General features: G+C 68.7%; 18 protein-coding genes. 3 read left to right on the plus strand and 15 right to left on the minus strand.

Going from position 1 to position 22815, the window contains the following annotated elements:
* Window positions 1-8: 8 nt before the first annotated feature.
* Together EZ313_RS17405 and EZ313_RS17410 are read right to left on the minus strand one after the other, a co-directional pair.
* Entirely contained in the window at window positions 9-4580 is a 4572-nt protein-coding gene (locus tag EZ313_RS17405; protein WP_135264523.1) for a MupA/Atu3671 family FMN-dependent luciferase-like monooxygenase, read from the minus strand.
* A 19-nt stretch (window positions 4581-4599) separates the two neighbouring features.
* The gene (locus EZ313_RS17410) at window positions 4600-5367 is read right to left on the minus strand and encodes a 4'-phosphopantetheinyl transferase family protein (RefSeq protein WP_135264524.1); all 768 of its coding nucleotides are present in this window, start codon (window positions 5365-5367) and stop codon (window positions 4600-4602) included.
* Window positions 5368-5571: 204 nt separating this feature from the next.
* On the opposite strand from EZ313_RS17410, the gene EZ313_RS17415 reads away from it, so the two are divergent.
* Window positions 5572-6405, plus strand: a complete 834-nt coding sequence (locus EZ313_RS17415) for a polysaccharide deacetylase family protein (RefSeq protein WP_240788692.1) — start codon at window positions 5572-5574, stop codon at window positions 6403-6405.
* Window positions 6406-6416: 11 nt separating this feature from the next.
* Here the strand turns inward: EZ313_RS17415 and EZ313_RS17420 are convergent, their stop codons facing one another.
* The 12 genes from EZ313_RS17420 to apbC form a co-directional block, all read right to left on the minus strand.
* Complete coding sequence (locus tag EZ313_RS17420) at window positions 6417-7259, minus strand: formate dehydrogenase accessory sulfurtransferase FdhD (protein ID WP_135264526.1); 843 nt, start codon at window positions 7257-7259, stop codon at window positions 6417-6419.
* Between the two features lie 45 nt (window positions 7260-7304).
* A complete protein-coding gene (locus EZ313_RS17425) occupies window positions 7305-7829 on the minus strand; it encodes a hypothetical protein (RefSeq protein WP_135264527.1) in 525 nt (174 codons plus the stop codon).
* An 11-nt stretch (window positions 7830-7840) separates the two neighbouring features.
* Window positions 7841-9088, minus strand: a complete 1248-nt coding sequence (locus EZ313_RS17430) for a formate dehydrogenase subunit gamma (RefSeq protein ID WP_135264528.1) — start codon at window positions 9086-9088, stop codon at window positions 7841-7843.
* The gene (locus EZ313_RS17435; RefSeq protein ID WP_135264529.1) at window positions 9072-9296 is read right to left on the minus strand and encodes a hypothetical protein; all 225 of its coding nucleotides are present in this window, start codon (window positions 9294-9296) and stop codon (window positions 9072-9074) included. The genes EZ313_RS17430 and EZ313_RS17435 overlap by 17 nt, the downstream gene beginning before the upstream one ends.
* Window positions 9296-9913, minus strand: coding sequence for a formate dehydrogenase FDH3 subunit beta (fdh3B, locus tag EZ313_RS17440; protein ID WP_135264530.1), 618 nt, complete (start codon window positions 9911-9913; stop codon window positions 9296-9298). Before fdh3B ends, EZ313_RS17435 begins: the two co-directional genes overlap by 1 nt.
* A 10-nt stretch (window positions 9914-9923) precedes the next feature.
* Window positions 9924-12911, minus strand: coding sequence for a formate dehydrogenase subunit alpha (locus tag EZ313_RS17445; RefSeq protein WP_135264531.1), 2988 nt, complete (start codon window positions 12909-12911; stop codon window positions 9924-9926).
* A 23-nt stretch (window positions 12912-12934) separates the two neighbouring features.
* A complete protein-coding gene (locus EZ313_RS17450; protein WP_135264532.1) occupies window positions 12935-13144 on the minus strand; it encodes a formate dehydrogenase in 210 nt (69 codons plus the stop codon).
* Between the two features lie 189 nt (window positions 13145-13333).
* Complete coding sequence (locus tag EZ313_RS17455) at window positions 13334-13957, minus strand: TorD/DmsD family molecular chaperone (protein ID WP_135264533.1); 624 nt, start codon at window positions 13955-13957, stop codon at window positions 13334-13336.
* Window positions 13947-16025, minus strand: a complete 2079-nt coding sequence (locus EZ313_RS17460; protein WP_205960422.1) for a 4Fe-4S binding protein — start codon at window positions 16023-16025, stop codon at window positions 13947-13949. Before EZ313_RS17460 ends, EZ313_RS17455 begins: the two co-directional genes overlap by 11 nt.
* Window positions 15952-16638: a DUF3306 domain-containing protein gene (locus EZ313_RS17465; RefSeq protein ID WP_135264534.1), complete on the minus strand. Its 687-nt coding sequence runs from the start codon at window positions 16636-16638 to the stop codon at window positions 15952-15954. The genes EZ313_RS17460 and EZ313_RS17465 overlap by 74 nt, the downstream gene beginning before the upstream one ends.
* Window positions 16631-17188, minus strand: coding sequence for a DUF3305 domain-containing protein (locus tag EZ313_RS17470; RefSeq protein ID WP_338106327.1), 558 nt, complete (start codon window positions 17186-17188; stop codon window positions 16631-16633). The genes EZ313_RS17465 and EZ313_RS17470 overlap by 8 nt, the downstream gene beginning before the upstream one ends.
* Before the next feature lie 9 nt (window positions 17189-17197).
* Window positions 17198-18286 (minus strand): iron-sulfur cluster carrier protein ApbC, encoded by a 1089-nt coding sequence (gene apbC, locus EZ313_RS17475; RefSeq protein ID WP_135264535.1) that lies wholly within the window; start codon window positions 18284-18286, stop codon window positions 17198-17200.
* 74 nt (window positions 18287-18360) lie between these two features.
* On the opposite strand from apbC, the gene metG reads away from it, so the two are divergent.
* Both metG and EZ313_RS17485 read left to right on the plus strand, forming a co-directional pair.
* A complete protein-coding gene (metG, locus tag EZ313_RS17480; RefSeq protein WP_135264536.1) occupies window positions 18361-20442 on the plus strand; it encodes a methionine--tRNA ligase in 2082 nt (693 codons plus the stop codon).
* A gap of 210 nt (window positions 20443-20652) precedes the next feature.
* On the plus strand, window positions 20653-22305 hold the full coding sequence (locus EZ313_RS17485; protein ID WP_135264537.1) for a SulP family inorganic anion transporter: 1653 nt from the start codon (window positions 20653-20655) through the stop codon (window positions 22303-22305).
* Here the strand turns inward: EZ313_RS17485 and bamE are convergent.
* Window positions 22302-22802, minus strand: coding sequence for an outer membrane protein assembly factor BamE domain-containing protein (bamE, locus tag EZ313_RS17490; RefSeq protein WP_135264538.1), 501 nt, complete (start codon window positions 22800-22802; stop codon window positions 22302-22304). The two genes, EZ313_RS17485 and bamE, sit on opposite strands and share 4 nt — an antisense overlap.
* Window positions 22803-22815: the final 13 nt, after the last annotated feature.

Consider the following 22815-nt stretch of genomic DNA (forward strand, 5'->3'; position numbering starts at 1 on the left):
TCACTGCCTCATGTCGTCGGCTGCGCCTGCATGCTGCGGTTGCGCAGCATCCGGCGCGCCTGCGCCCTGCTCTGTCCCTGCGCGACGGCGGTCGAAGCGCCGCCGCCGCCCAGGTGCGCCGCCAGCGCCCGGATGGTGGGCAGGCGGAACATGTCGGTGATCGCGACCTCCTGGCCCGTGGCCTCGCGCAGGCGCCGCTGCACCTGCACCACCAGCAGCGAATGGCCGCCGAGGTCGAAGAAGTTCTCCGTGGTGCCCACGGTCTCGAGCCCGAGCACTTCCTGCCAGATGGCGGCGATGGTCTGCTCCATCTCGTTGCCGGGCGTCGCGGCCGGCGCACCCGCCGCGGCGGGCTTGGCATCGCTCGACAGGCGCGGGTCCGGCAGCAGCTTGCGGTCGATCTTGCCGTTGGGCGTCATCGGCAGCGAGGGCAGCACCAGCACGGCCTGCGGCACCATGATCTCGGGCAACGCCTGCGACACCGCTTCGCGCAGCTTCGCGGCGTGCAGCATGGCGCCGGGCTTGTGCGTCACGTAGCCGGCCAGGAATGTCTGGCCCGCGGTGTCGGTGCGCGCCACCACCACGGCCTGCTTCACGCCTTCCTGCCGCAGCAGCACGCTCTCGATCTCGCCCAGCTCGATGCGGTGGCCGCGGATCTTCACCTGGTGGTCGATGCGGCCGAGGAACTCGATCGCGCCGTCGGGCAATCGGCGCACCAGGTCGCCGGTGCGGTACCAGCGCTGACCAGGATCGGCTGCGTCGGCGACGAAGCGCTCGGCGTTCAGCTCGGGGCGGTGCAGGTAGCCGTCGGTGACGCCGTCGCCGCCGATATACAGCTCGCCGGGCACGAGGGCCGGGCACTCCGCACCCCACGGCGTGCGGATCGACAGCTGTGTGTTGGCGATCGGCTGGCCGAGCGGCACGTAGCCCTCCACGCGCTGCAGGTTGCAGGTGGTGGACCACACGGTCGTCTCGGTCGGGCCGTACATGTTGAGCAGCTCACCCGGGACCAGCGAACGCAGCTGCGTGGCCATCTCCAGCGGCAGCGCCTCGCCACCGACCATCATCGCCTTCAGCCTGGACAGCGCGGCGCGGCCGGGCGCGTCGGCCAGCAGCATCGCGGCCATCGAAGGCGTGCACTGCAGGTGCGTGACGTCGTGCTGCAGCACCTGCTCGGCGACCGAGACGCGGCGGGCGGAGGCGCGCGGCGCGCGAGCCAGTTCCATCAGGCCTTTCAGGTCACGCAGGTGTTCGATCACGGTCGCGGGCGCGATGCCGAAGTCGATCAGGCAGGCGATCTCGTCCACGCCGGCGGCCTGCACCTTGTCCACCAGTTCCAGGCAGCGCTCGGGCGTTCCGATCAGCGCGCTGGTGCCGTAGTAGCGATTGAACGCGTGGTCCAGCAGGGCGTCCATCTCCCCGTCGGAGAGCGGGGCCGACTCCATCACTTCCTGCGGCGTCTTGCCGCTGGCCGCGCCGCGCTGCACGAAGGTCGGGAACGACCAGGCGGCCTTCTTGATCAGGTCCACCGAGCTGCGCAGGTACTTCTTCATCGGCCCGCGGGCCGTCTCGCGCGTTGCGTCTTCGTCCGCGCCGATGAAGGTGTGCAGCATGAGCGTGACGTGCCCGTTGCCCGGATGGCCGGCCTTCTGCCAGGCGGCGCGGTAGATCTGCAGCTTCTCGGCGACGTCCTCGACCTTCTGCCCGAGCAGGTGGGTCAGCAGTCGGCAGCCCAGCGTGCCGGCCTGCTCGAAGGTCTTGGGATTGCCCGCCGCGGTGATCCACACCGGGATCTCCTTCTGCACCGGCCGCGGCAGCGTGCGCGTCTCGACCAGGTTGCCGTTCGGGCCCGGGAAGGCAACGGCCTCGCCGCGCCAGAGGCGCCGCACGATGTCCATGCGCGCCACCATCTCGTCCTGCCGCTTCGCGAAAGCGTCGGGCATCAGGATGAAGTCGTTCGGCTGCCAGCCCGAAGCGAACGAGATGCCCACGCGCCCGTTGGAGATGTTGTCGACGAAGGCCCAGTCCTCCGCCACCCGCACCGGGTGGTGCAGCGGGATCACGCAGCTGCCGGCGCGGATCTGCACGCGCGACGTGACACCGGCGATCGCCGCGCTCGTGACCACGGGGTTGGGGTACAGGCCGCCGAAGGCGTGGAAGTGGCGCTCCGGCGTCCAGACCGCGGTGAAGCCTTCGCGGTCGGCGAACTTCGCACCCTCCATCAGCAGCTCGTAGTGCTGCCGCGGGTCGCGCGAATCGTCGCTCGCGAAGTAGAACAGGCTGAACTCCGGCGCCTTGGCGGCCTCGGCGGCCATGTCCGAATGCAGGACAACGGTGACGCCGCGTGCCAGGGTCCAGTACAGCTCCAGCACCGAGATGTCGAACGACAGGCTGGTCACGGCCAGCCAGCGCGAACCGGCCTCGTGCGGCACGCGTTCGTCCATGCCCGCGAAGAAGTTCATCACGTTGCGGTGCGTGACCACGACGCCCTTGGGCGTGCCCGTCGAACCCGAGGTGTAGATCACGTACGCGGGGCGGCGTGCATCGGGCGCGGGCAGCTCGCGAGTGATCTCCGGGGTCTCGCCGTCGTCGATGCGCACCTGTCGCGAGGGCTCCAGCTCCAGCGACGCAGCAGTCGCCGCGCTCACCAGCACGACGGGCGCACGCGAGTCTTCCACCATCAACTGCAGGCGGTCGCGCGGGTACTCCGGATCCAGCGGCAGGTAGGCGGCGCCCGCCTTCATCACGCCCAGCACCGCCACCAGCAGTTGCGGCGTGCGCGGCAGGCACAGGCCGACGATGTCGCCCGGCTTCACGCCTCGCCCGAGCAACCGGTGGGCGAGCGCGGTGGACTGCTCGTCCAGCTCGCGGCAGCTCAGGCTATCCGGGCCCGTGGTGACCGCCAGCTGGTCCGGCGTGCGGCGCAGCTGCGCGACGATCGCCTGGTCGACCGTGCCGGTTGCGTCGAAGGCGACCGAAGTGGCATTCAACTGGTCCAGCGCCTGCTGCTCCACGGCGGGAAGCAGCGGCAGTTGCGCGAGCTCGGCGTTCGACTGTGCGAACGCCTTCAGCCAGACGCCCAGGTGCGTGGCGATGGCCAGGCCCGTGCCGGCGCCGAACACCGCACCATCGACCACGAGTTCCAGGCCCTGCCCGCTTGCATCGAGCGTCAGCAGCAGTTCGCAGCCTGCGGGCGGCTCGATTCGCGCAAGGGAGAACGCGACCTTGGCGACAGCGGGCAGCGGCGAATGGCGGTCCCCCATGCGCAGCGGCAGGTCACGCGTCATCGGACCGGCGGCGCGGCTGCGCGCCACCAGCGCTTCAGTGCGGCCCGCCGCTTCCAGCGTCGTGCTCTGCGGCGCGTTCTCCGCCGTCATCGGCACCCAGGCGCTCAGCCACGGCTGGAGGCCCAGGCATTGATCGAGCAGCGTCGCGTCCGTGTACAGCACGGAGACGCGCTCCTGGCCCGTCAGCGCCGAGAGCCAGGCCGCGAAGGCGGCGACGGTGGTCGAGCCGCGCGGGGCGGTGCCCAGCGGAAAGCGAAGGAACTGCGCGGCTTCGGTGGCGTTGCGGCGCGGGTACGGCAGCTCGACCGGCGCGGCAGTGTGCAGCGCGTCCGTCCAATGCTGCTCGCCTTTTGCGATCTGCTCGGTGCGTTGCGAGAGCCTCGCGAGCGCATCGGACGACGGCGATTGCAGCACGCTGCCGACGCGCAGTCCTGGCGCGCCCGGGCGGCCTTCGAAGTCGGTGCAGCCGGTGAGGGTCACGTCGCCGCCGATCGCGGCGACACGCAGCGTGTCGCCCTCGACCGCCAGCACGGTGCCCGCAGCTGCATTGGCCGTCGGCTCGATCACCGACGCGCCGCGAACGAGCAGAAGCTGCGTGCCGTCGAACACCTTCGCGCGGCCGAGAGGGTTGGCGTAGGTGCCGAAGTCCAGCGCGCGCACGAGGGCCGCGAGCTCGCGCGCAGGCTTGCGGAAGTCCAGCGTCGCGAAGGCTTCGGGCCGCTTGTGCCGCCCGAAGTACTGGCGCTCGCCGGCCTGCGCAGACAAAGTCAGCTCGCCGCGCGCGAGGTCCTGCGCGATCTGCTCGAAAGTCGCGAGTCCCGCTTCGTAGCACTTGGCATTGAGGCTGAGCGCGGTCTCATGGGGCGAGATCTCGAACGAGGCCTGCCGGACCACGCGGCCGGCATCGGCCTTCGCCGTCATCTCGTGCCAGGTGATGCCGTGCACCGGCTCCTGCGCCATCAGCGCCCAGCACGTGGCATTGAGGCCGGCATAGCGTGGCAGCAGCGCATCGTGGAAGTTGATGGCCATTCGGCGAGGCCGGTCCAGCACCGGCTGCGGCAGCATGCGCAGGTTGGCCACGCTGAAGAGATAGTCGAACGAGAGGCCATCGAGCTGCGCGCCCCAGTCTCCTTCCATCCGGATCGCGGGCAGGCCCTCGGCCGCCGCCCAGTCGAGATTCGGCTGGCTGGCGGACACCACCGCCACGATGCCATGCCCTGCCTTGCGGAACGCGTCGGCGCACTGCACCAGCAGGCTTCCGTCCCCCACGAACACCGCGTTTGTGATCACCATCCCTCTCCCTATCGTCACGTTATGAACTGAAAATCCTCGGAGCACCAGCCACCACGAAGTGGCCCTCCCTGCGACCCGAGTCGTTCGTCCCGGGGTCCATGGCCGGTGGCGGCGCGAGCTTCTCCAGCTCGACGATCCGCACGCTGTCGACCTTGCGGCACACCACGCTCAGCACATGCGTCGGCGGCGCGGGCAGCCGGACGGCGAAGAGGCCGGAGGGCCGCACGCCCGCACCGATGCGCACTTCCATGCAGCTGTCACCGGTGGCGTTCAGCGCGATGCGCGGATGGGTGCGCGACAGGCCAAGCCCCTGCGCCTTCCAGTACGCTTCGAGCGCCGTCCAGCGCACGTAGAAGTCCTCGATGCCGATCGGCTCTCCGACATCGCGAAGGTCCATGTAGGGCGCGAGCAGCGCCGCATCGACGCCGTCCCGCACGGCCTCGACATCCACGCCCACCGGTCCCCCGGCGGACAACGCGAAGGCGACCAGCTCGCGGCTGCGCGAAAGGCTGAAAGAGAGCGCGCCCGCGCGGGCGTCCAGCAGGATGGGCTGGCCCTGCGCACCGCTCGCGAAGCGCAGTTCGTGCGGGTCGGCGGCGAGCACCAGGCCGAGGGCGATGCGGCGCATCGCATGCGAGACGACGAAGGCGCGGCGGTCCGGTTCGAAACGCAGGCGGCCGGCGCGTTCACGCTCCTCCTGGTCGAGGACCGCCGCGAGCTCCGCGCATGCATCGCTCCCCAGCCTCTGCGGCTGCGCCGTCCATACCTCCACGCCACTTGACTGCATTCAACATCCCTGGGACGCCCACGTTGCGTCCTGTCACAGGGGATGTTCACACGCGGCCCATCGCTTGTGTGGGCGCGAGAGTGGCCCGGTCGGACTACCGCCTTGCAGGCCTACAGTGGCACGGGACTTGCGCCTACAGGCCCTGTCCGCTCCTGCCTGATCATTGCGACTGCACAGCTACAGCAGGTCGCAATGGACAACGAAGTGAGACAAACCCGTGGAGCGGCAGCTCGTCCGTCGAGCCCGATCGCCGTGCTCTCGTATCACCAGACGTCGCCCACGCCCCGGCGAGGCACGCCGGTGCGATCGCTCGTGCTGCCACCGTGGCGCTTCGGCCTGCAGCTGCGCACCTTGCGCCTGTTGGGCTGGCAGGGCCTCTCGATGCGGGACCTGGAGCCTTATCTGCTGGGCGAGAAGACGGGCAAGGTGTTCGGCATCACGCTCGACGATGGCTACGTGAACAATTTCGAGCACGCCCTGCCCTTGCTGCGCGAGCTCGGCTTCACCGCCACGGCGTACATCGTCAGCGGCCAGATCGGCGGCACCAATGTCTGGGACCAGCCCGTGGGGGCGCCTGCCGTTCCGCTGATGGACGCGGACCACCTCCGCGCCTGGCTGGCGGCGGGCATGGAGATCGGCGCGCACACGCGCAACCACGTCAACCTCTGCCGCTGTGATGACTCGACGGCGCGCGATGAGATCGCCGGTTGCAAGAATGACCTGGAGCGGCTGCTGGGCACCGAGGTCCGCAGCTTCGCTTACCCCTACGGCGAGCATCGCGCCGACCATGCCGAGATGGTGCGGCAGGCCGGCTATACGAGCGGCACGGCGATCGTGAGTTCGCGCGCCCGTGCCGGCGACGACCTGATGCGCCTGCCGCGCATCTCCGTCCACCTGTACGACCGGCTGCCTTCGTTCGTCGCGCGGGTCACGACGAACTACGAGGACTGGCGGATGCGGCGCTGGGACGCGCAGCCGACTTCGCGCGGCTACTACGTCATGGGCGGCGGCGCCGGCCAGGGCGCGGCCGCACACTGAACCTGTCGCCTTCAGGCGGGCGCTGCAGCGAGTTCCGGCTGCCAGCGCAGTCGCTCGGGCGCCGTGTAGCAGATGAAGCGCCGGTTGAGCGCCCGTCCCACCGTGCACAGGCCGAGCTGCTGCGCGATCTGCTGGCCCATCTGCGTGGTGCCGCTGCGGGAGACCACGATCGACACGCCCATCTGCGCGGACTTGATCACCATTTCGCTGGTGAGCCGGCCCGTCGTGTAGAAGACGTAGGGCTCATCCTCTCGCGCCTGCTCGGCGGCGAGACCCTGCATCCACATCCAGCCGGCGATGGTGTCGATGGCGTTGTGGCGACCGACATCCTCGACGAACAGCAGCATCTCGGCACCGCGGAAGAGCGCGCAGCCGTGCACCGAGCCGGCGGACTTGTAGGTGCTCTCCTGGCGGCGGATGGCTTCGAGAATCGCGTACAGCGTGGCCTGGTCGAGCACGGCGGGCGGAAGCCGCAGGGAAGTGACCTCATCCATCAGCGCACCGAACACGCTGCCCTGTCCGCAGCCGGTCGTGACCACGCGGCGCGAGGTGCGTTCCTCGATCTGGTCGATGCCGGAGCGCGTCTTCACTGCCGCGCTGGAGACTTCCCAGTCGACGCTCACGGATTCGACCTCCTCGACCGAGCGCACCAGCCGCTGGTTGCGCAGGTAGCCGAGGACCAGCCACTCCGGATGGGCGCCGAGCGTCATCAGCGTGACGAGTTCGCGCTTGTCGACGTAGACCGTGAGGTCCCGCTCGGCCGGAATGGAGATGCGTTGCTGCCGGCCGTGCTCGTCGAGCACGTCCACTTCGCGCGTGAGGGGCGCGCGCGCCTGGGTCAGCCGAGGCAGCATCGCGGGCAGTTCAGACGCGGCACGAGGCCGCGCGGGGTATGACGATTACTTCTGGGCGGCAGGGGCTGCTGCGCCGCCGGAAGGACCGGTCGTCGGCTTGGCGGGCGCCATCTGCGCCGACTCGGACCGCACGCTCGGCGGACCGCCGGACGTGCCCGTGGGCGAGTGCGCGCCCGAGGTTTCCAGCGGCTTCTGCTCCGGCGGGTTGAAGGCGAACGGGCCGGGCTCGACGCAGGGGGCCGGCGGTGCGGAGGCCGTCGGGGTGGTCGCGCCCGAAGCAGCCGCGGCGGGAGCGGAGGCAGCCGCAGCCGGCGCGGGCGCCGACTTGGCGACCACGGGCGTCGCCTTGGCGTCGTTCGACTTGTTCCCGCCGGTCTTGACCTTCGCGGCCACCCGGTCCTGAGCCTTGCAGAGCTGGAACGCGTCGACCTTGGCCTGCCATGCTGTGCGGGCCGCGGCTTCGGCCGCCTTGGCCTTGGCGGCATCGTCCAGCTGGGGGGCGGGCAGCTTGGCCTGCGCGGTGGCGCCGAAGGCGGCGGCCAGGAGGAGGGAAAGGAGGCGCTTGCTCATGTTTCCTTGCCTTAGGCGGTGCGAACGGGTTCGGTGAGCGGCGCGCCCTGTTGCGTGCTGCGCTGCGCGGGGATCTTGCCGGCCTGGATGTCCTCGTGCCAGTAGGCGTGGTGCTCGCGGGCCCAGGCCTCGTCCACGTAACCTTCGCGCATGGCGCGGTACGCGCCGCGCACGCCGACCGTGCCGAGGTAGATGTGGAAGCCGATCAGGCAGATCATCAGGATGGCGGCCACGGCGTGGACCATGTGCGCTTGCTGCATCGTGCTGCGCAGGTAGTCCATCGACGGGATCAGCTTGTCCAGCACCAGTCCGGACCCCACCGTGACGATGCCGAGCAGGACCACGGCGATCCAGAACACGACCTTCTCACCCGCGTTGAAGCGGTGCGTGGGCGGCTCCTCGCCGGATTTGCTGAACACGCCGCCGGCCTTCGCGAGCCAGCCCATGTCACCCTTGCGCGGGAACTCGTCCTTGATGAACGTGATGATGACGATCAGGAGCGACACCGCGAACAGCGGCCCGAAGAAGTTGTGCAGGTTCTTCAGCAGGTACGTGAAGTAGCCGAACAGCGTCCCCCCGATGATGGGCAGCAGGAAGAACTTGCCGAACGCCATCACGATGCCCGAGATGCCGAGCACCACGAAGGCGATCGCATTCGTCCAGTGCGCGGCGCGCTCGAACGGCGTGAAGCGCTCGATGCGGCGCCCGCCGCCACCCACGGCCTCGTTGTGGCCGATAGGGCCACGCGCGAACCAGAAGATGAGCAGCGCGACGATGGAGATGAGGATCAGCGCGCCGCCGTACGGGATCAACCAGTTGTTGCGCACCTGGCGCCACGCCTCGCCGGCCGTGGTCATGCGCGAACCCGGGTACTGCACCGGTGCCTGGATCAGCACGCCCGCTTCGGGCGCCTGGCTCCTGGGCAGGCTGGAATAGCCCGCCATGCCGCGCTGCACGTCACGCCACATGGGCGCGTTGTTGCCGGGCTGCACCGCATTGCGCTGGCCATTGGTCTGGTCCATGTAGCCGGGGTCGTTGGACGCATCGCGTTTGACCTCGGGCTTCACGTCGAAGATGTTCTGGCCCTGGATGCCGCCGGGCTGCTGGCCCGGGGCGGGGTCGTCGACGACGGGCTTGGCCGGCTGCGTGGCCGCGCTCTGCCCCTGCTGCGCGGGCGCCTGCGCCAGCGCCGCCGGAACAGCCGACAGCGCGGCCAGCGCGATCAGCGCCGATGCGAGCAGCTCAGTTGACCTTGGCATAGTCGTTCTGTCCCATCTGCGTACGCGTCTTGAGCTGCGCCTCCCAGCTGCCACGGTCGCCGGCCTTCCAGCCGGAAGCCATGTAGGGGGCGGCCTTGCCGGTGCCCTGGAAGGAAGCGGCGTCCTGCTTCACGCGGTTGGCGATCTGCGGGTCCTCGCCGCAAGCGGCAAGGCCCAGCACGGCGGCGGTGATGAGGAGGGTGCGCATCACGATTTCTGTCCTTGCGGTTGGCCGGCCTGGCGCGAACCGTAGGCGGTGCCCCAGCCCCAGACCTCGGCGCCCTTGCCGCGCTTGAGGACGCGGTTGCGGAAGATGTCGGCCACCACGTCGCCGTCGCCGGCGAGCAGGGCCTTGGTGGAGCACATCTCGGCGCAGGCCGGGAGCTTGCCTTCGGCCAGCCGGTTGCGGCCGTACTTCTCGAACTCGGCCTGCGAGCCGTGGTCCTCGGGGCCGCCGGCGCAGAACGTGCACTTGTCCATCTTGCCGCGCACGCCGAAGGTGCCGGCCGCCGGGAACTGCGGCGCGCCGAACGGGCAGGCGTAGCTGCAGTAGCCGCAGCCGATGCAGGTGTCCTTGTCGTGCAGCACCACGCCTTCCTCGGTGCGGTAGAAGCAGTTGACCGGGCACACCGCCATGCAGGGCGCGTCGGAGCAGTGCATGCACGCGACCGAGACCGAGCGCTCGCCCGGCACACCGTCGTTCAGCGTCACGACGCGCCGGCGGTTGACGCCCCACGGCACCTCATGCTCGTTCTTGCATGCGGTGACGCAGCCGTTGCACTCGATGCAACGCTCCGAGTCGCAGATGAATTTCATTCGTGCCATGTCTTGCTCCTCAGGCGACCTTTTCCACGTTGCAGATCGTGGTCTTGGTCTCTTGCATCATCGTCACGCTGTCATAACCGTAGGTGGTCGCCGTGTTGACGGCCTCGCCGCGCACGACCGGCGCCGCGCCGCTGGGGTAGTACGGCAGCATGTCGGTCCCCATCCAGCGGCCGGCGAAGTGGAACGGCATCCAGCAGGTGTCCGGGCCGACGCGCTCGGTGACGAGCGCCTGCACGTTCAGCTGCGCGCCGGTCGGCGTCTTCAGCCACACCCTGTCGCCGTTGCGGATGTTCCGCTCGGCCGCGGCCTTCGGATTGATCTCGACGAAAGCCTCCTGCTGCAGTTCGGCCAGCCACGGGTTGGAGCGGGTCTCGTCGCCGCCGCCCTCGTACTCCGTGAGGCGCCCCGAGCTGAGGATCAGCGGGAACTTCTCGTGGACCTTGTCCTGCAGGTTCTTCTGCTGCAGCGTCTTGTACAGCGTGGGCAGCCGCCAGAACGCCTTCTTGTCGTCGTGCGTCGGGTACTTGGCCACCAGGTCGGGCCGGGTGCTGTAGATCGGCTCGCGGTGCTGCGGGATTCCGTCGGGGAAGTTCCACACGATCGCGCGCGCCTTGGCGTTGCCGAACGGATAGACGCCGTGATTCTTCATGGCCACCCGGATCAGGCCGCCGGAGAGGTCGGTCTTCCAGTTCTTGCCTTCCGCCAGCGCCTGTTCCGCCGGCGTCAGCTCGCCCCACCAGCCCAGCTTCTTCACGAAGACGTGGTCGATCTCCGGATAACCCGTGGTGATCTCGGAGCCCTGGGGATGGGAGCCGTCCTCGGCCAGCAGGTTGACCCCATCCTTCTCCACGCCGAAGTTCGCGCGGAAGCAGCCGCCGCCTTCCATCACGGGCAGGGAGGGGTTGTAGAGCACGTGGGTGCCGGGGTGCTTCAGCTCCGGCGTTCCCCAGCAGGGCCATGGCAGGCCGAAGAAGTCGCCCTGGATGTCGTAGCCGGTCTCCGGATCCTTGACGCTGCCCTTGGCGCGGAGCGACTTCACGTCGAAGTGCGCCATCAGCTTCATGTGGGCCTTCAGCCGCTCGGGGCTCTGGCCGGTATAGCCGATGGTCCAGTTCGACTTGTTGACCTCGCGCAGGATGTCCTCGGGCACGGGTTCGTCCATGCCCTTGACCTTCTGCATCTTGTAGTTCTTGACCAGTTCCTTGCCGAAACCGAGCTTCTCGGCCAGCTGGTACATGATCATGTGGTCGCTGCGGCTCTCCCACAGCGGCTCGATCACCTTCTCGCGCCACTGGATCGACCGGTTGGAAGCCGTCACCGAGCCGCTGGTCTCGAACTGCGTCGCTGCCGGCAGCAGGTAGACGGCCCGGTTCGGATTCTGGTCTTCCGGCTTGCCCGGCATGGCCGCCATCGCCGCAGTGGCCGACGGGTAGGGATCGACCACCACCAGCAGGTCCAGCTTGTCCATGGCCCGCTTCATCTCGGCGCCGCGGCTTTGCGAGTTGGGCGCGTGGCCCCAGTACACGACGGCCCGCAGGTTGGGATCCTGGTCGATGACTTCGTTCTTCTCCAGCACGCCGTCGATCCAGCGGGACACCGTGATGCCAGGCTTGCTCATCATCGCGGGCGAAGCGAAGCGGCCCTTGATCCAGTCGTAGTCGACGCCCCAGACCGTGGCGTAGTGGCGCCACGATCCTTCGGTGATGCCGTAGTAGCCGGGCAGCGAATCGGGGTTGGGACCGATGTCCGTCGCGCCCTGCACGTTGTCATGGCCGCGGAAGATGTTCGCGCCGCCGCCGGAGACGCCGACGTTGCCCAGCGCCAGCTGCAGGATGCAGGAGGCGCGCACCATGGCGTTGCCGATCGAGTGCTGGGTCTGGCCCATGCACCACACGATGGTGGACGGCCTGTTCTTCGCCATCGTCTCGGCCGCCTTGTACAGGGCCTCCTCCGGCACGCCGGAAGCCTCGAACACCTTGTCGGGCGTCCACTTGGCCAGCACGTCCTCGCGGACCTTGTCCATGCCGTAGACACGGTCGTTGATGTACTTCTTGTCTTCCCAGCCGTTCTTGAAGACGTGGTACAGGATGCCGAAGAGGACCGGGATGTCCGTGCCCGAACGGAAGCGGATGTACTGGTCCGCCTTCGCCGCCGTGCGGGTGAAGCGCGGATCGCACACGATCATCTTCGTGCCGTTCTCCTTGGCGTGCAGCATGTGCAGCATCGAGACGGGGTGCGCTTCGGCCGCGTTCGAGCCGATGTACAACGCAGCCTTGCTGTTCTGCATGTCGTTGTACGAGTTCGTCATCGCGCCGTAGCCCCACGTGTTGGCGACGCCGGACACGGTGGTGGAGTGGCAGATGCGGGCCTGGTGGTCGCAGTTGTTGCTGCCGAACAGGCTCACGAACTTGCGCATCAGGTACGACTGCTCGTTGCTGTGCTTGGACGAGCCGATCCAGTAGATGGCATCCGGGCCGCTCGCCTTTCGGATCTCCTGGATCCGGCCGGCGATCTCGTTGAGCGCCTGGTCCCAGCTGATTCGCTGGTACTTGCCGTCGACGAGCTTCATCGGATAGCGCAGGCGGAACTCGCCGTGGCCGTGCTCGCGGATCGCCGCGCCCTTGGCGCAGTGGGCGCCCAGGTTGATCGGCGAATCGAACACCGGCTCCTGCCGCACCCACACGCCGTTCTCGACCACCGCGTCGATCGCGCAGCCCACCGAGCAGTGGGTGCACACCGTGCGCTTGACCTCGATCTTGCCGGTGCCGACCGCCGGGCCGTTGGCCGAAGCCGCCTTCGCCTTCTTCACCAGCGTCAGGCTGCCGGCGGCGATGCCGACGCCGACGCCCAGGCCCGAGCGGCGCAGGAACGCGCGACGGTCCATGGTGGGCAGCGCGTGCGAGAGGCCGCGCTGCAGGCTGTGGATGAAAGGCGAACGCGATTCGCCGTTGACGCGCGCCACACCGTGGGCGGCACCCGATTTCTTGGTCAGCAACATGGAAGGCTCCCGGGACAGGCGGGTTAGATGCGGGTGGTCTGGTAGTACTGCTTGACGTGCTCGGAGAGCTGGTAGCCGCCGCCGCGCGAGGGCGGCTCCTGGGGCTTTTCTGTCACGGCCTCCGCATCGGGCCGCTGCGCGGGCAGCAGGCTCGCGACTGCGGCCACGGCGCCGGTGGTGGCGGCCGCACCGAACAGGGTCCTGCGGGAAAGCTTGCTCTGGGACTGGCTCATTGCTGGTCTCCTTGGACTGCTAACGCTGTTGGCATGCTTATGCAGGCCCGAGCATAGCCAAACGCACCGAAGAGGGGCACAGGGTAATTGCCTCAACCAAAAGGTTTGCTCGGGTATGTGCAGCGTACGCCGCGCCACGCCTCGCTGTACGCGTGTTCCATCCGGACAAACCCCAATGTGGCAAACCCCTCACTCCAGCAGGTCGAACCCCTGCTGCTCCACGCTGAAGAAGGCTTGCGTGAAAGCCGCGAGCGCCGCGTAGAACCGGGCGCTCGGATGGCCCGTGATCGCCTCGCACATGGCGCCGAACCAGGGCTGCAAGTGGCGGGTGAAGAACTCGCGCTGGCGCGTGAGGTTGGCGACCGCCACGTCGTCGCCGGCGATCAGGTACCGCATCACTTCGCAGAGATAGGCGATGTGGTCCTCGGTCTCGGGCATGGCCTCGTCGCGAGTGAGGCCAAGCGCCTGCAGGTCGTCGCGCAGCTGCGCGAGCGGCCGCTCGTTCAGGAAGCCGCTCAGGTAGTGCGAGCCGAACAGGTACACGTCGGGCTTGCCGACGCCGCCGAAGAGCGCGTCGTATTCCGAGGCGATTTCGGCATCGGGCTCCGCTCGCGCTGCGCCGACCAGTTCGCGCCACGGCTCCTCCAGGAAGCCACCGGCGGCGGGCGCCTCGGTCACGGCGACCCGCAGGGCGCCGAGAAGCTCCGGGCCGGGCGGCGCGTAGTAGAGCTGGGAGAGCAGGCCGTACACCTCGGCCCGGGCGGTTTCCTCGTCCAGCGCGGAGCTGGCCGGCAGCAGCGTGTCAGCGGACATCGGAGATCTTGGTTTCGTCCTGGGCCGAGTAGATGTCGATCACGCGGCAGTCGGAGCACATCTTCAGGCGCTCCAGCGCCGCACCCTGGAACATGGCGTGCCCGGCGAGCTTGCCGAGCATCGCTTCGACTGCCTTGAGCGTGCCGAAAGGCTTTCCGCAGCGGATGCAGCCATAGGGCTTCGTTTCGTTCAGCACGCGGGCCTCGCGCCGCTCGGGCGTGAGCAGCAGGCGCGGCTTGAGCGTGATTGCGTTCTCCGGGCAGGTGCCGGCGCAAAGGCCACACTGGACGCAGTTCTTCTCGATGAAGCGAAGCTGCGGCGCCTGCGGGTTGTCCTGCAGCGCGCTGGACGGGCAGGCGCTCACGCAGCTCATGCACAGCGTGCACTTGTCCTTGTCGACGGCGATGCTGCCGAAGGGAGAGCCTTGCGGCGGCAGTTCGATGGCCTCGGGCCGGGCAGGCGCGAAGGCCACCAGGTGGTCCAGCGCCAGTTCGAGGGTCGCCCGCTTCTCGGCCGCGACGGCGAACCGCGCCGGCTCCTTCGGTCCCTGCTGGCGCGTGCTGCGCAGCGACTGCAGCGCCTTGTCCAGCGCCAGGGCCGATTGCGCCTGCAGCAGCTCGAAATGGACGCCGGCGTAGCCCAGGCCGCTGAGGATGGCCTGCGCCACCGCCATCTGCGCCTTCAGGCCCGCCAGGTACTGCGGCGCCTCTTCGCCGGTCGTGAGCACGACCACCTGGCGCGCGCCGAAAGCGACGGCCGACAGCCACAGGTCCGCGCCGGTGCTGGCGGTGTGCCAAAGGGCCACCGGGATCACGTTGGCCGGAACACCTTGTGCCTGCCCCAGGCGCGCTGCGCGCCCAAGGTCTTCGACCAGCGCCTGGCCGGCTTCCTGGCTGTGGAACAGGATCGTCGGCTCGCGGCCGCCGGCTTGCAGGTACGACCCGAGGAGCGTGCGCAGCTTCTGCCCCTGGTCGCTCGCCCGCGGGTACGCGAAGGTGAGCGCGCCCGTCGGGCACACCGTCGTGCAGGCGCCGCAACCGACGCACAGGTTGGGATTGACCTTGATCTGCTGCCGCGACGCCTCGCTGGAGATCGCGGCGGCCGAACAGATCTCCACGCAGGCATTGCAGCCGATCTTCTCGTTGCGGCTGTGGGCGCACAGCTTCTGCTTGTAGACGAAGAACTTGGGCTTCTCGAACTCGCCCACCAGCTCGCGCAGTTTCAGCAGCGTGGGCAGGTCGCGGCCGTCCCAGCGCAGGTAGCCCTGCGGTGGCGCGTGTTGCGCGAACTCGGACGTCTCGCGAAGGTCGAGAACCAGGTCGAACGTCTCGGTTTGCGCCTGCGCCTCCCTCTGGAAGTCGATGGCGCCGGCGGCCTCGCACACCTTCACGCAGGCACGATGGCCTTTGCAGCGGTCCATGTCGATCTGGTAGTCCAGGCCGATGGCGCCTTCAGGGCACACCGCCACGCAGGCATTGCAGCGCGTGCACAGGTCCAGGTCGATCGGGTTCGTCGGCGTCCACGCAAACTGGAAAGCGCCCAGCCAGCCGGTGAGCGAATCGATGCGCCCGGACACCACCGGGTACTTGCGCTCCTGCGCGCCCGGACCGCCGGTGGAGAACAGCGTGACGTCGAGGACGTCTTCGACCATCGACGCGGCGCGTTCGGCATCCTGCAGCCGGCCGATGATCAGGACGCGGCCGCCGCTCTTGTAGGTGACGGTGGGAACCGGGTCCGGCTCGGGCAGGCGCGCAGCGGCGAGCAGGGCCGCGATCTTGGGCATGGCCTCGCGCGCGTCGCGGCTCCAGCCGCCGGTCTCGCGGATGTTGACGAAGTGCACCGGCGACACCGCGCCTTCGGTCTGCGCGCCGACTTCGGCGAACAGCTTCTTTTCCTGGGTGCAGGCGACGATGACTTCCTCGCCGGAGCGAATGGCTTGCTGGTACGAGGCAGCCTCGCGCCGGCAGAGGCTGCTGTGCAGGGCAAGCGACGGCTCACCCAGTGCCGCGCCCAGCTTCGCCGGGTCGAGCGGCATCGTCTTGTTGCAGTCGCAGATCAGGGTCGGCATGGGATTCGGGGGGTACTGCTTGGGGATCGGCCGCGGGCTCGGGGGCCGCGGGCGGGTGCGACTGTGCCACGGATTGCGGCGCTTGCCCCTCGGCATCTTCCCTTGCTTCGGCTCCTGGCTCATCTTTGCGCTCTTCTTCACGAAAGAGGCCCAGGAAGCGGCCCGCGGCGAGCTGCCGAAGCATCGACTCGGGGATGGGATCGGCCTTGGTGTAGTCGTCGATGTAGGTATCGAGTCCGTCCATCACGTTGAAGTGCGGATCGGCGAACAGCTTCTTGACCGCGGCGTTCCGGACGTCGGCCGGGACGTCGGACTTCACGAAGCGGGTGAAGTCGGAGTCGGATGTGAGGGCGTTTGCGTCTTCGAGCGTAGGCGGAGGGGGCGGTTCGGGCAGCGGAGCCCCCTCACCCCTGCCCTCTCCCCCGAGGGGAGAGGGAGAGGAACCCGCCACGCCGGAAACCGAAGCGGCCTCACTCCCTCTCCCGCTTGCGGGAGAGGGCTGGGGTGAGGGCTGCTCCGGCTCGGCCTTGCGAACCGGCTCCGCCTCCAGCGGCTTGCCCTCCTTCGCATCCAGCTTGCGCCGCGACCAGCGGCCCAGGAAACCGTCAGCCACCGCCGCCCCCTTCGCCGCCGCCGTACTTCTTGCCCGTGGACACTGATGCCGGATTGCCGAACCGGTCTTCCAGCCGCCGGAAGCTTTCCGGCCGCTTGCGTCTGCGCGGTTCGGGCACGTAATGGGCGTCGGCGAACTCGCGGAACCAGGCCACCACCTCCGCGGGCGCGGGCACCTGCTCCACGTTCTCCTGCGCGTCGAGCCACCGCCCGGCATCGTGATAACTCACGGTGACGACCTCGGGGCGGGCGATCGGCTCCTCGGCGACGGTGGCGGCCTCTTCCATGCGCCACAGCACGAACCAGCACGGGGTGTCGACGGTGGCATTGAGGTAGTAGCCCTCGGCGTCGTCGGCGTAGAGCTCCACGCGGTAACCCGGGTGCAGCCAGCGCTCCTCGTGGTCGTCCCCGAAGATGCGGCGCGGCTCGCTGCCGAACGCCTCTTCATGCGGCACGACCTCGTGCAGCTCCCAGCGGTACGGCTGCCAGCGGTTGGCCAGCCGCACGCGCCGCATCACGACGGCGACGTTCAGGCCCGGGCGCGCGCTCACGGCGACTCCTTACGTGTTCTTCGAGACGGTGATGGTCGGGAACTTCGAGGAGAAGTCCTTGGCCTTGGCCGCGACGCGCACCGCCACCTTGCGCGCGACCTCCTTGTAGATCCCCGCGAGCTTGCCATCCGGGTCGGCCATCACGGTGGGCCGACCGCCGTCGGCCTGCACGCGGATGCTCATGTCCAGCGGCAGCGCGCCCAGGTATTCCAGGTTGCGCTCGGCCGCGTAGCGCTTGCCGCCGCCCTCGCCGAAGATGTGCTCGGCGTGGCCGCAGTTGCTGCAGATGTGCACGGCCATGTTCTCCACCAGGCCCAGGATCGGCACGCCGACCTTCTCGAACATGGCGACCGCCTTGCGCGCATCGAGCAGCGCGATGTCCTGCGGGGTGGTCACGATCACGGCGCCGGTCATCGGCACGCGCTGCGACAGCGTCAGCTGGATGTCGCCGGTGCCGGGCGGCAGGTCCACCACGAGGTAGTCGAGTTCGCGCCAGTTGGTCTGCCGCAGCAGCTGCTCCAGCGCCTGCGTCGCCATCGGGCCGCGCCAGATCATGGCTTCGTCCGGGTTGACCAGGAAGCCGATCGACATGACCTGCACGCCGTAGTTCTCCAGCGGGTCCATGGTCTTGCCGTCCGAGCTCTCGGGGCGCCCATCGATGCCCATCATCATGGGCTGGCTGGGGCCGTAGATGTCGGCATCGAGCACGCCGACCGAAGCGCCCTCGGCCGCGAGGGCCAGCGCCAGGTTGACGGCGGTGGTGCTCTTGCCCACCCCGCCCTTGCCGGAGGCGACCGCGATGATGTTCTTCACGTTGGGCATCAGCTGCACGCCGCGCTGCACGGCATGCGCGATGACCTTCGTGTTGATGTTCACCGAGACGTTGCTGACGCCCTGCAGCGCGCGCACGGCCGCGATGGCGGCCTGCCGCAGCGCGGGCACCTGGCTCTTGGCCGGATAACCCATTTCGAGGTCGAAGGCGACATCGCCTCCGTTCACCTGCAGGTTGCGGACCGCCTTGGTCGAAACGAAATCCTGGCCCGTGTTCGGGTCCTTGACGGCCGCGAGGGCGGCGAGCACTTGGTCGGTGGTGGCCATGGCTGAATTGACTACTGAACCAGCCAGTGTAACGAGCCGCCTAAAATCGCCGGCTCCCCGCGCCAATACCCACCATGCCCCAGCGCAAGCTTTTCGTCACCACGGCCCTGCCGTACGCCAACGGCAAGTTCCACATCGGCCACATCATGGAATACATCCAGGCCGACATCTGGGTGCGGCACCAGCGCATGGGCGAGCACATGGTCCACTTCGTCGGCGCCGACGACGCGCACGGCGCGCCGATCATGATCGCGGCCGAGAAGGCGGGAAAGACGCCGAAGCAGTTCGTCGCCGAGATCGCCGCGGGCCGCAAGGAGTACCTGGACGGCTTCCACGTCCGCTTCGACAACTGGCACTCCACCGACAGCCCGGAAAACACCGAGCTAGCGCAGGGCATCTACAAGGCGCTGAAGGCGCGCGGCCTCGTCGCCACGCGCACCATCGAGCAGTTCTACGACCCGGTCAAGGGCATGTTCCTGCCCGACCGCTACATCAAGGGCGAATGCCCCACCTGCCACGCCAAGGACCAGTACGGCGACAGCTGCGAGGTGTGCAGCAGCGTGTATTCGCCCACGCAGCTGATCGAGCCGTATTCGACGCTCAGCGGCGCCAGGCCCGAGCTGCGCAGCTCGGAGCACTACTTCTTCAAGCTGTCCGACCCGAAGGTGGTCGACTTCCTGAAGGCCTGGACGCAGGACGGCAAGCTGCAGCAGGAGGTGGCGAAGAAGGCCAGCGAATGGTTCGAGGCCGGCATGGCCGATTGGGACATCAGCCGCGACGCGCCCTACTTCGGCATCGAGATCCCCCAAGCCCCCGGCAAGTACTTCTACGTCTGGCTCGACGCGCCCATCGGCTACCTGGCCAGCCTGAAGAACCACTTCGACAAGGGCCAGGCGAAGGACCACTGGCATGCGGCCTCGCGCACGAAGGCGAGCTTCGAGGAGTTCGTGGCGGACCCCGCCGTGGAGCAAGTGCACTTCATCGGCAAGGACATCGTCTATTTCCATACGCTGTTCTGGCCGGCGATGCTGCAGTTCTCCGGCCGCAAGACGCCCACGCAGGTGAACGTGCACGGCTTCATCACCGTCAGCGGCGAGAAGATGAGCAAGAGCCGCGGCACCGGCATCGACCCGCTGCGCTACCTGTCGCTCGGCATGAATCCCGAGTGGCTGCGCTACTACATCGCCGCCAAGCTGAACGGCAAGGTCGAGGACGTCGACTTCAACCCCGAGGACTTCATCGCCCGGGTGAACGCCGACCTGATCGGCAAGTACGTCAACATCGCCAGCCGCGCGGCCAAGTTCGTGCCGGGCGGCAAGCTGCTCGGTCCGTTCTCGGTGCTGGAGGAACGCGCCACGCGGCTGGTCGACGAGGTGCGCAACCTCTACGAAGGCCGCGAATACGGCAAGGCGGTGCGCGAGATCATGGCGTTCGCCGACGACGTGAACCTGCACTTCGACGGCGCCGCACCGTGGAAGCTGGCCAAGGAAGGCCAGCAGGAGAAGGCCGCCCTGGTCTGCTCCGAATGCCTCGAGGCGTTCAAGGTGATGACCGCCTGCCTGAAGCCGATCCTGCCTGCGCTCGCGCGCGAGGCCGAGGCGTTCCTGAAATGCGAGCCGCTGGACTGGGACAACGCGGTCCGGCCGCTCGGTGCCGGGCATGTCATCGGGGAGTACAAGCACCTGATGCAGCGGGTGGATGCCAAGCAGGTGGATGCGTTGTTCGAGGCGCCGGCGGAAGCGGAGCAGCCCTCACCCCAGCCCTCTGCGGCGGGTGGGAGAGCGAGTGAACTGCCCGGGGGAGAGGCATTGGCTGCGCCGATCACGATCGACGACTTCGCGAAGATCGACCTGCGCATCGCGAAGATCGTGCAGTGCGAGGCCGTCGAGGGCTCGAACAAGCTGCTGCGCCTGACGCTGGACGTCGGCGAAGGCCGCATGCGGAACGTGTTCTCCGGCATCGCCTCGGCGTACAAGCCCGAGCAGCTGGTTGGAAAGCTGACGGTGGTCGTCGCCAACCTCGCGCCGCGCAAGATGAAGTTCGGCGTGAGCGAAGGCATGGTGTTGGCCGCGAGCCACGCCGACGAGAAGGCGAATCCCGGCATCTTCGTGCTGGAGCCCACGCCCGGCGCGCTGCCGGGCATGCGGGTGCGCTGAGCGCTCAACGGCTGCTTACCGCGGCGCACGGCCGCGTTACAACTCATCCATAGAATGCGGCTCATCCGTAAGTTCCGGATCCAGCCGCCCATGTCGCCGCGCCGCCACCGCCTGTCCCGCCGCAGCCTCCGCTGCTATGCCGGCCGCCTGCGGGCCGAGTGCAGCGGTTCGCTGCGAGGCCGGCCGCGCCGCAACCGGCGCGCCTGAGCCTTGGCCCCGTCCTTCGCCTTCCGCCCGCGACTGCTGGATGCGCTGCGCGGCTACGACCGCGGACGCTTCCTGCGCGACTTCGGCGCCGGCCTCACCGTCGGCGTCGTCGCCCTGCCCCTGGCCATGGCTTTCGCCATCGCCTCCGGCCTGCCGCCTTCGGCCGGGCTGTGGACGGCCATCATCGCCGGTCTGCTGGTCGCGCTGCTGGGCGGCTCCAACGTGCAGATCGGCGGCCCGGCGGGCGCGTTCATCGTCATCGTCTACGGGATCATCGAGCGGTACGGCGTCGCCAACCTGCTGATCGCCACGGCCTGCGCGGGTGTGCTGCTGTTCGCGCTGGGCCTGCTGCGACTGGGCTCGCTGGTGCGGTACGTGCCGGTCAGCATCGTGGTGGGCTTCACCAACGGCATCGCGGTGCTGATCGCGATGTCGCAGCTCAAGGACTGGCTGGGGCTCGAGGTCGATCGCATGCCGGCAGATTTCTTCGCCCAGCTGCGGGTGATCGCCGGCCACCTGCACACCTTCGACCTTCACGCCTTCGCGCTGGGCAGCGCCTGCCTGGCCGGGCTGTTCCTGTGGCCGCGCCTGTGGAACGCCGAGTCGCCGGTGCGGCCGGCGCTGGAGTTGCCGGGCATGCGCCAGGCCGTCAAGGTGGCCGCTCGCGTGCCCGGCCCGATCGTCGCGCTGGTCACTCTCACCGCCCTGGCCTTCGCGTTGAAGCTGCCGGTCGAGACCATCGGCAGCCGCTTTGGCGGCATTCCGGCCGGCCTGCCGCCCTTGGCGCTGCCGGACTTTTCGTGGGAGACGGTCAAGCAGTTGGTGACGCCCATGCTGACGATCGCACTGCTCGGCGCCATCGAATCGCTGCTGTGCGCGCGCGTGGCCGACCAGGTGAGCGGGCTGCCTCGGCACGACCCGAACCAGGAACTCATGGCCCAGGGCGTGGCCAATTTCGTGGCGCCCTTCTTCGGCGGCATGCCGGCCACGGGCACCATCGCGCGAACCGTGACCAACATCCGCTCGGGCGGCACCACGCCGGTCGCGGGCGCGGTGCACGCGGTCACGCTCGCGATCCTGGTGCTCGCCGCCGCGCCATTGGCGCTGCATGTTCCGCTGTCGGTGCTGGCGGGCATCCTGCTGTTCGTGGCCTGGAACATGGGCGAGTGGCGCGAGTTCGCGCACCTGAAGCGCTACAGCGCGCATTACCGGGTGCTGATGCTGGGCACCTTCTTCCTCACGGTGGTGTTCGACCTCACCGTGGCGCTGGAGGTCGGGCTGGTCGCCGCCTGCGCGCTCTTCATCCGCAAGATGAGTTCGCTGTTCCGCGTGGAGCAGGTGCCGGGCGAGGAAGCGCAATTGCGCTTTCGCCTGTACGGCTCGCTCTTCTTCGGCGCCGTCGCGCGCATCGACACGGTCGTCCAGGCGGTCGAGGGCTCGGGACCTGCGCCGGTGGTGGTGCTCGACGCGCTGCAGCTGGTCCACCTGGACACGTCGGGCCTGGACGCCCTGCGCCAGCTTCACAAGGTGGTGCTGCTGCGCGGCGGCACGCTGCGGCTGGACAACCTGCAGGAGCAGCCGCGCGAGGTGATCGAGCGATCCGGCTTCGGCACCGAGCTGACGCAGCACCTGGCCTCGCCGGAAGTGGCCGTCTAGCGGCTCGGCCCGCCGCGGTTCTCGGGCGCCTCGGGGTCGGGCCCGGTGGAGGTGCGCACCACGCGCATGTCGGGGTCGAACCAGACGGTGAACATCATCGAGGTGTTGGGCGGCTGCATGTAGCGCCAGTCCCACGCCTCCTCGCGCTTGAGCGCGTACGGCGTGCGCTTGGCGGGCTTGCCGAGCATGCGGCGCACCTGCTCCATCGACATGCCGGCCTGCACCTGCGCGAAGGTGGTGGGGGTGAGCACCTGGCGCAGCGCGGACATCTTGCCGTCCGCGCCGATGGTGATCATGTAGTTCTGGTGGCCCGCGGGGTTGCGGTTGTATTCGAGGACGCGGGCGCCGCCGGGGCCGTCCCAGATGTTCTCCGGGTTGCCGAACTGGGCGCGAACGTCCGCCTCGGTCGAGACGCCTTCCTCGAGCTTTTCGATACGCCGCTGGTCGCAGCCGACCAGCGTGGCCAGCGCGGCTAGCAATCCACTGACGAGTCCCATCGAGCACCGTAGG

The sequence above is a fragment of the Ramlibacter henchirensis genome (assembly GCF_004682015.1).
Classification (GTDB): Bacteria; Pseudomonadota; Gammaproteobacteria; order Burkholderiales; family Burkholderiaceae_C; genus Ramlibacter; species Ramlibacter henchirensis.

Coding starts and splice junctions, on each gene's coding strand:
- apbC (WP_135264535.1), bottom strand. CDS start 18,286: ATGGCCACCACCGACCAAGTGCTCGCCGCCCTCGCGGCCGTCAAGGAC.
- EZ313_RS17420 (WP_135264526.1), bottom strand. CDS start 7,259: ATGCTGCCTCGGCTGACCCAGGCGCGCGCGCCCCTCACGCGCGAAGTG.
- EZ313_RS17430 (WP_135264528.1), bottom strand. CDS start 9,088: ATGCCAAGGTCAACTGAGCTGCTCGCATCGGCGCTGATCGCGCTGGCC.
- bamE (WP_135264538.1), bottom strand. CDS start 22,802: ATGGGACTCGTCAGTGGATTGCTAGCCGCGCTGGCCACGCTGGTCGGC.
- EZ313_RS17405 (WP_135264523.1), bottom strand. CDS start 4,580: ATGGTGATCACAAACGCGGTGTTCGTGGGGGACGGAAGCCTGCTGGTG.
- metG (WP_135264536.1), top strand. CDS start 18,361: ATGCCCCAGCGCAAGCTTTTCGTCACCACGGCCCTGCCGTACGCCAAC.
- EZ313_RS17425 (WP_135264527.1), bottom strand. CDS start 7,829: ATGAGCAAGCGCCTCCTTTCCCTCCTCCTGGCCGCCGCCTTCGGCGCC.
- EZ313_RS17450 (WP_135264532.1), bottom strand. CDS start 13,144: ATGAGCCAGTCCCAGAGCAAGCTTTCCCGCAGGACCCTGTTCGGTGCG.
- fdh3B (WP_135264530.1), bottom strand. CDS start 9,913: ATGGCACGAATGAAATTCATCTGCGACTCGGAGCGTTGCATCGAGTGC.
- EZ313_RS17410 (WP_135264524.1), bottom strand. CDS start 5,367: ATGCAGTCAAGTGGCGTGGAGGTATGGACGGCGCAGCCGCAGAGGCTG.
- EZ313_RS17460 (WP_205960422.1), bottom strand. CDS start 16,025: ATGCCGACCCTGATCTGCGACTGCAACAAGACGATGCCGCTCGACCCG.
- EZ313_RS17455 (WP_135264533.1), bottom strand. CDS start 13,957: ATGTCCGCTGACACGCTGCTGCCGGCCAGCTCCGCGCTGGACGAGGAA.
- EZ313_RS17445 (WP_135264531.1), bottom strand. CDS start 12,911: ATGTTGCTGACCAAGAAATCGGGTGCCGCCCACGGTGTGGCGCGCGTC.
- EZ313_RS17435 (WP_135264529.1), bottom strand. CDS start 9,296: ATGCGCACCCTCCTCATCACCGCCGCCGTGCTGGGCCTTGCCGCTTGC.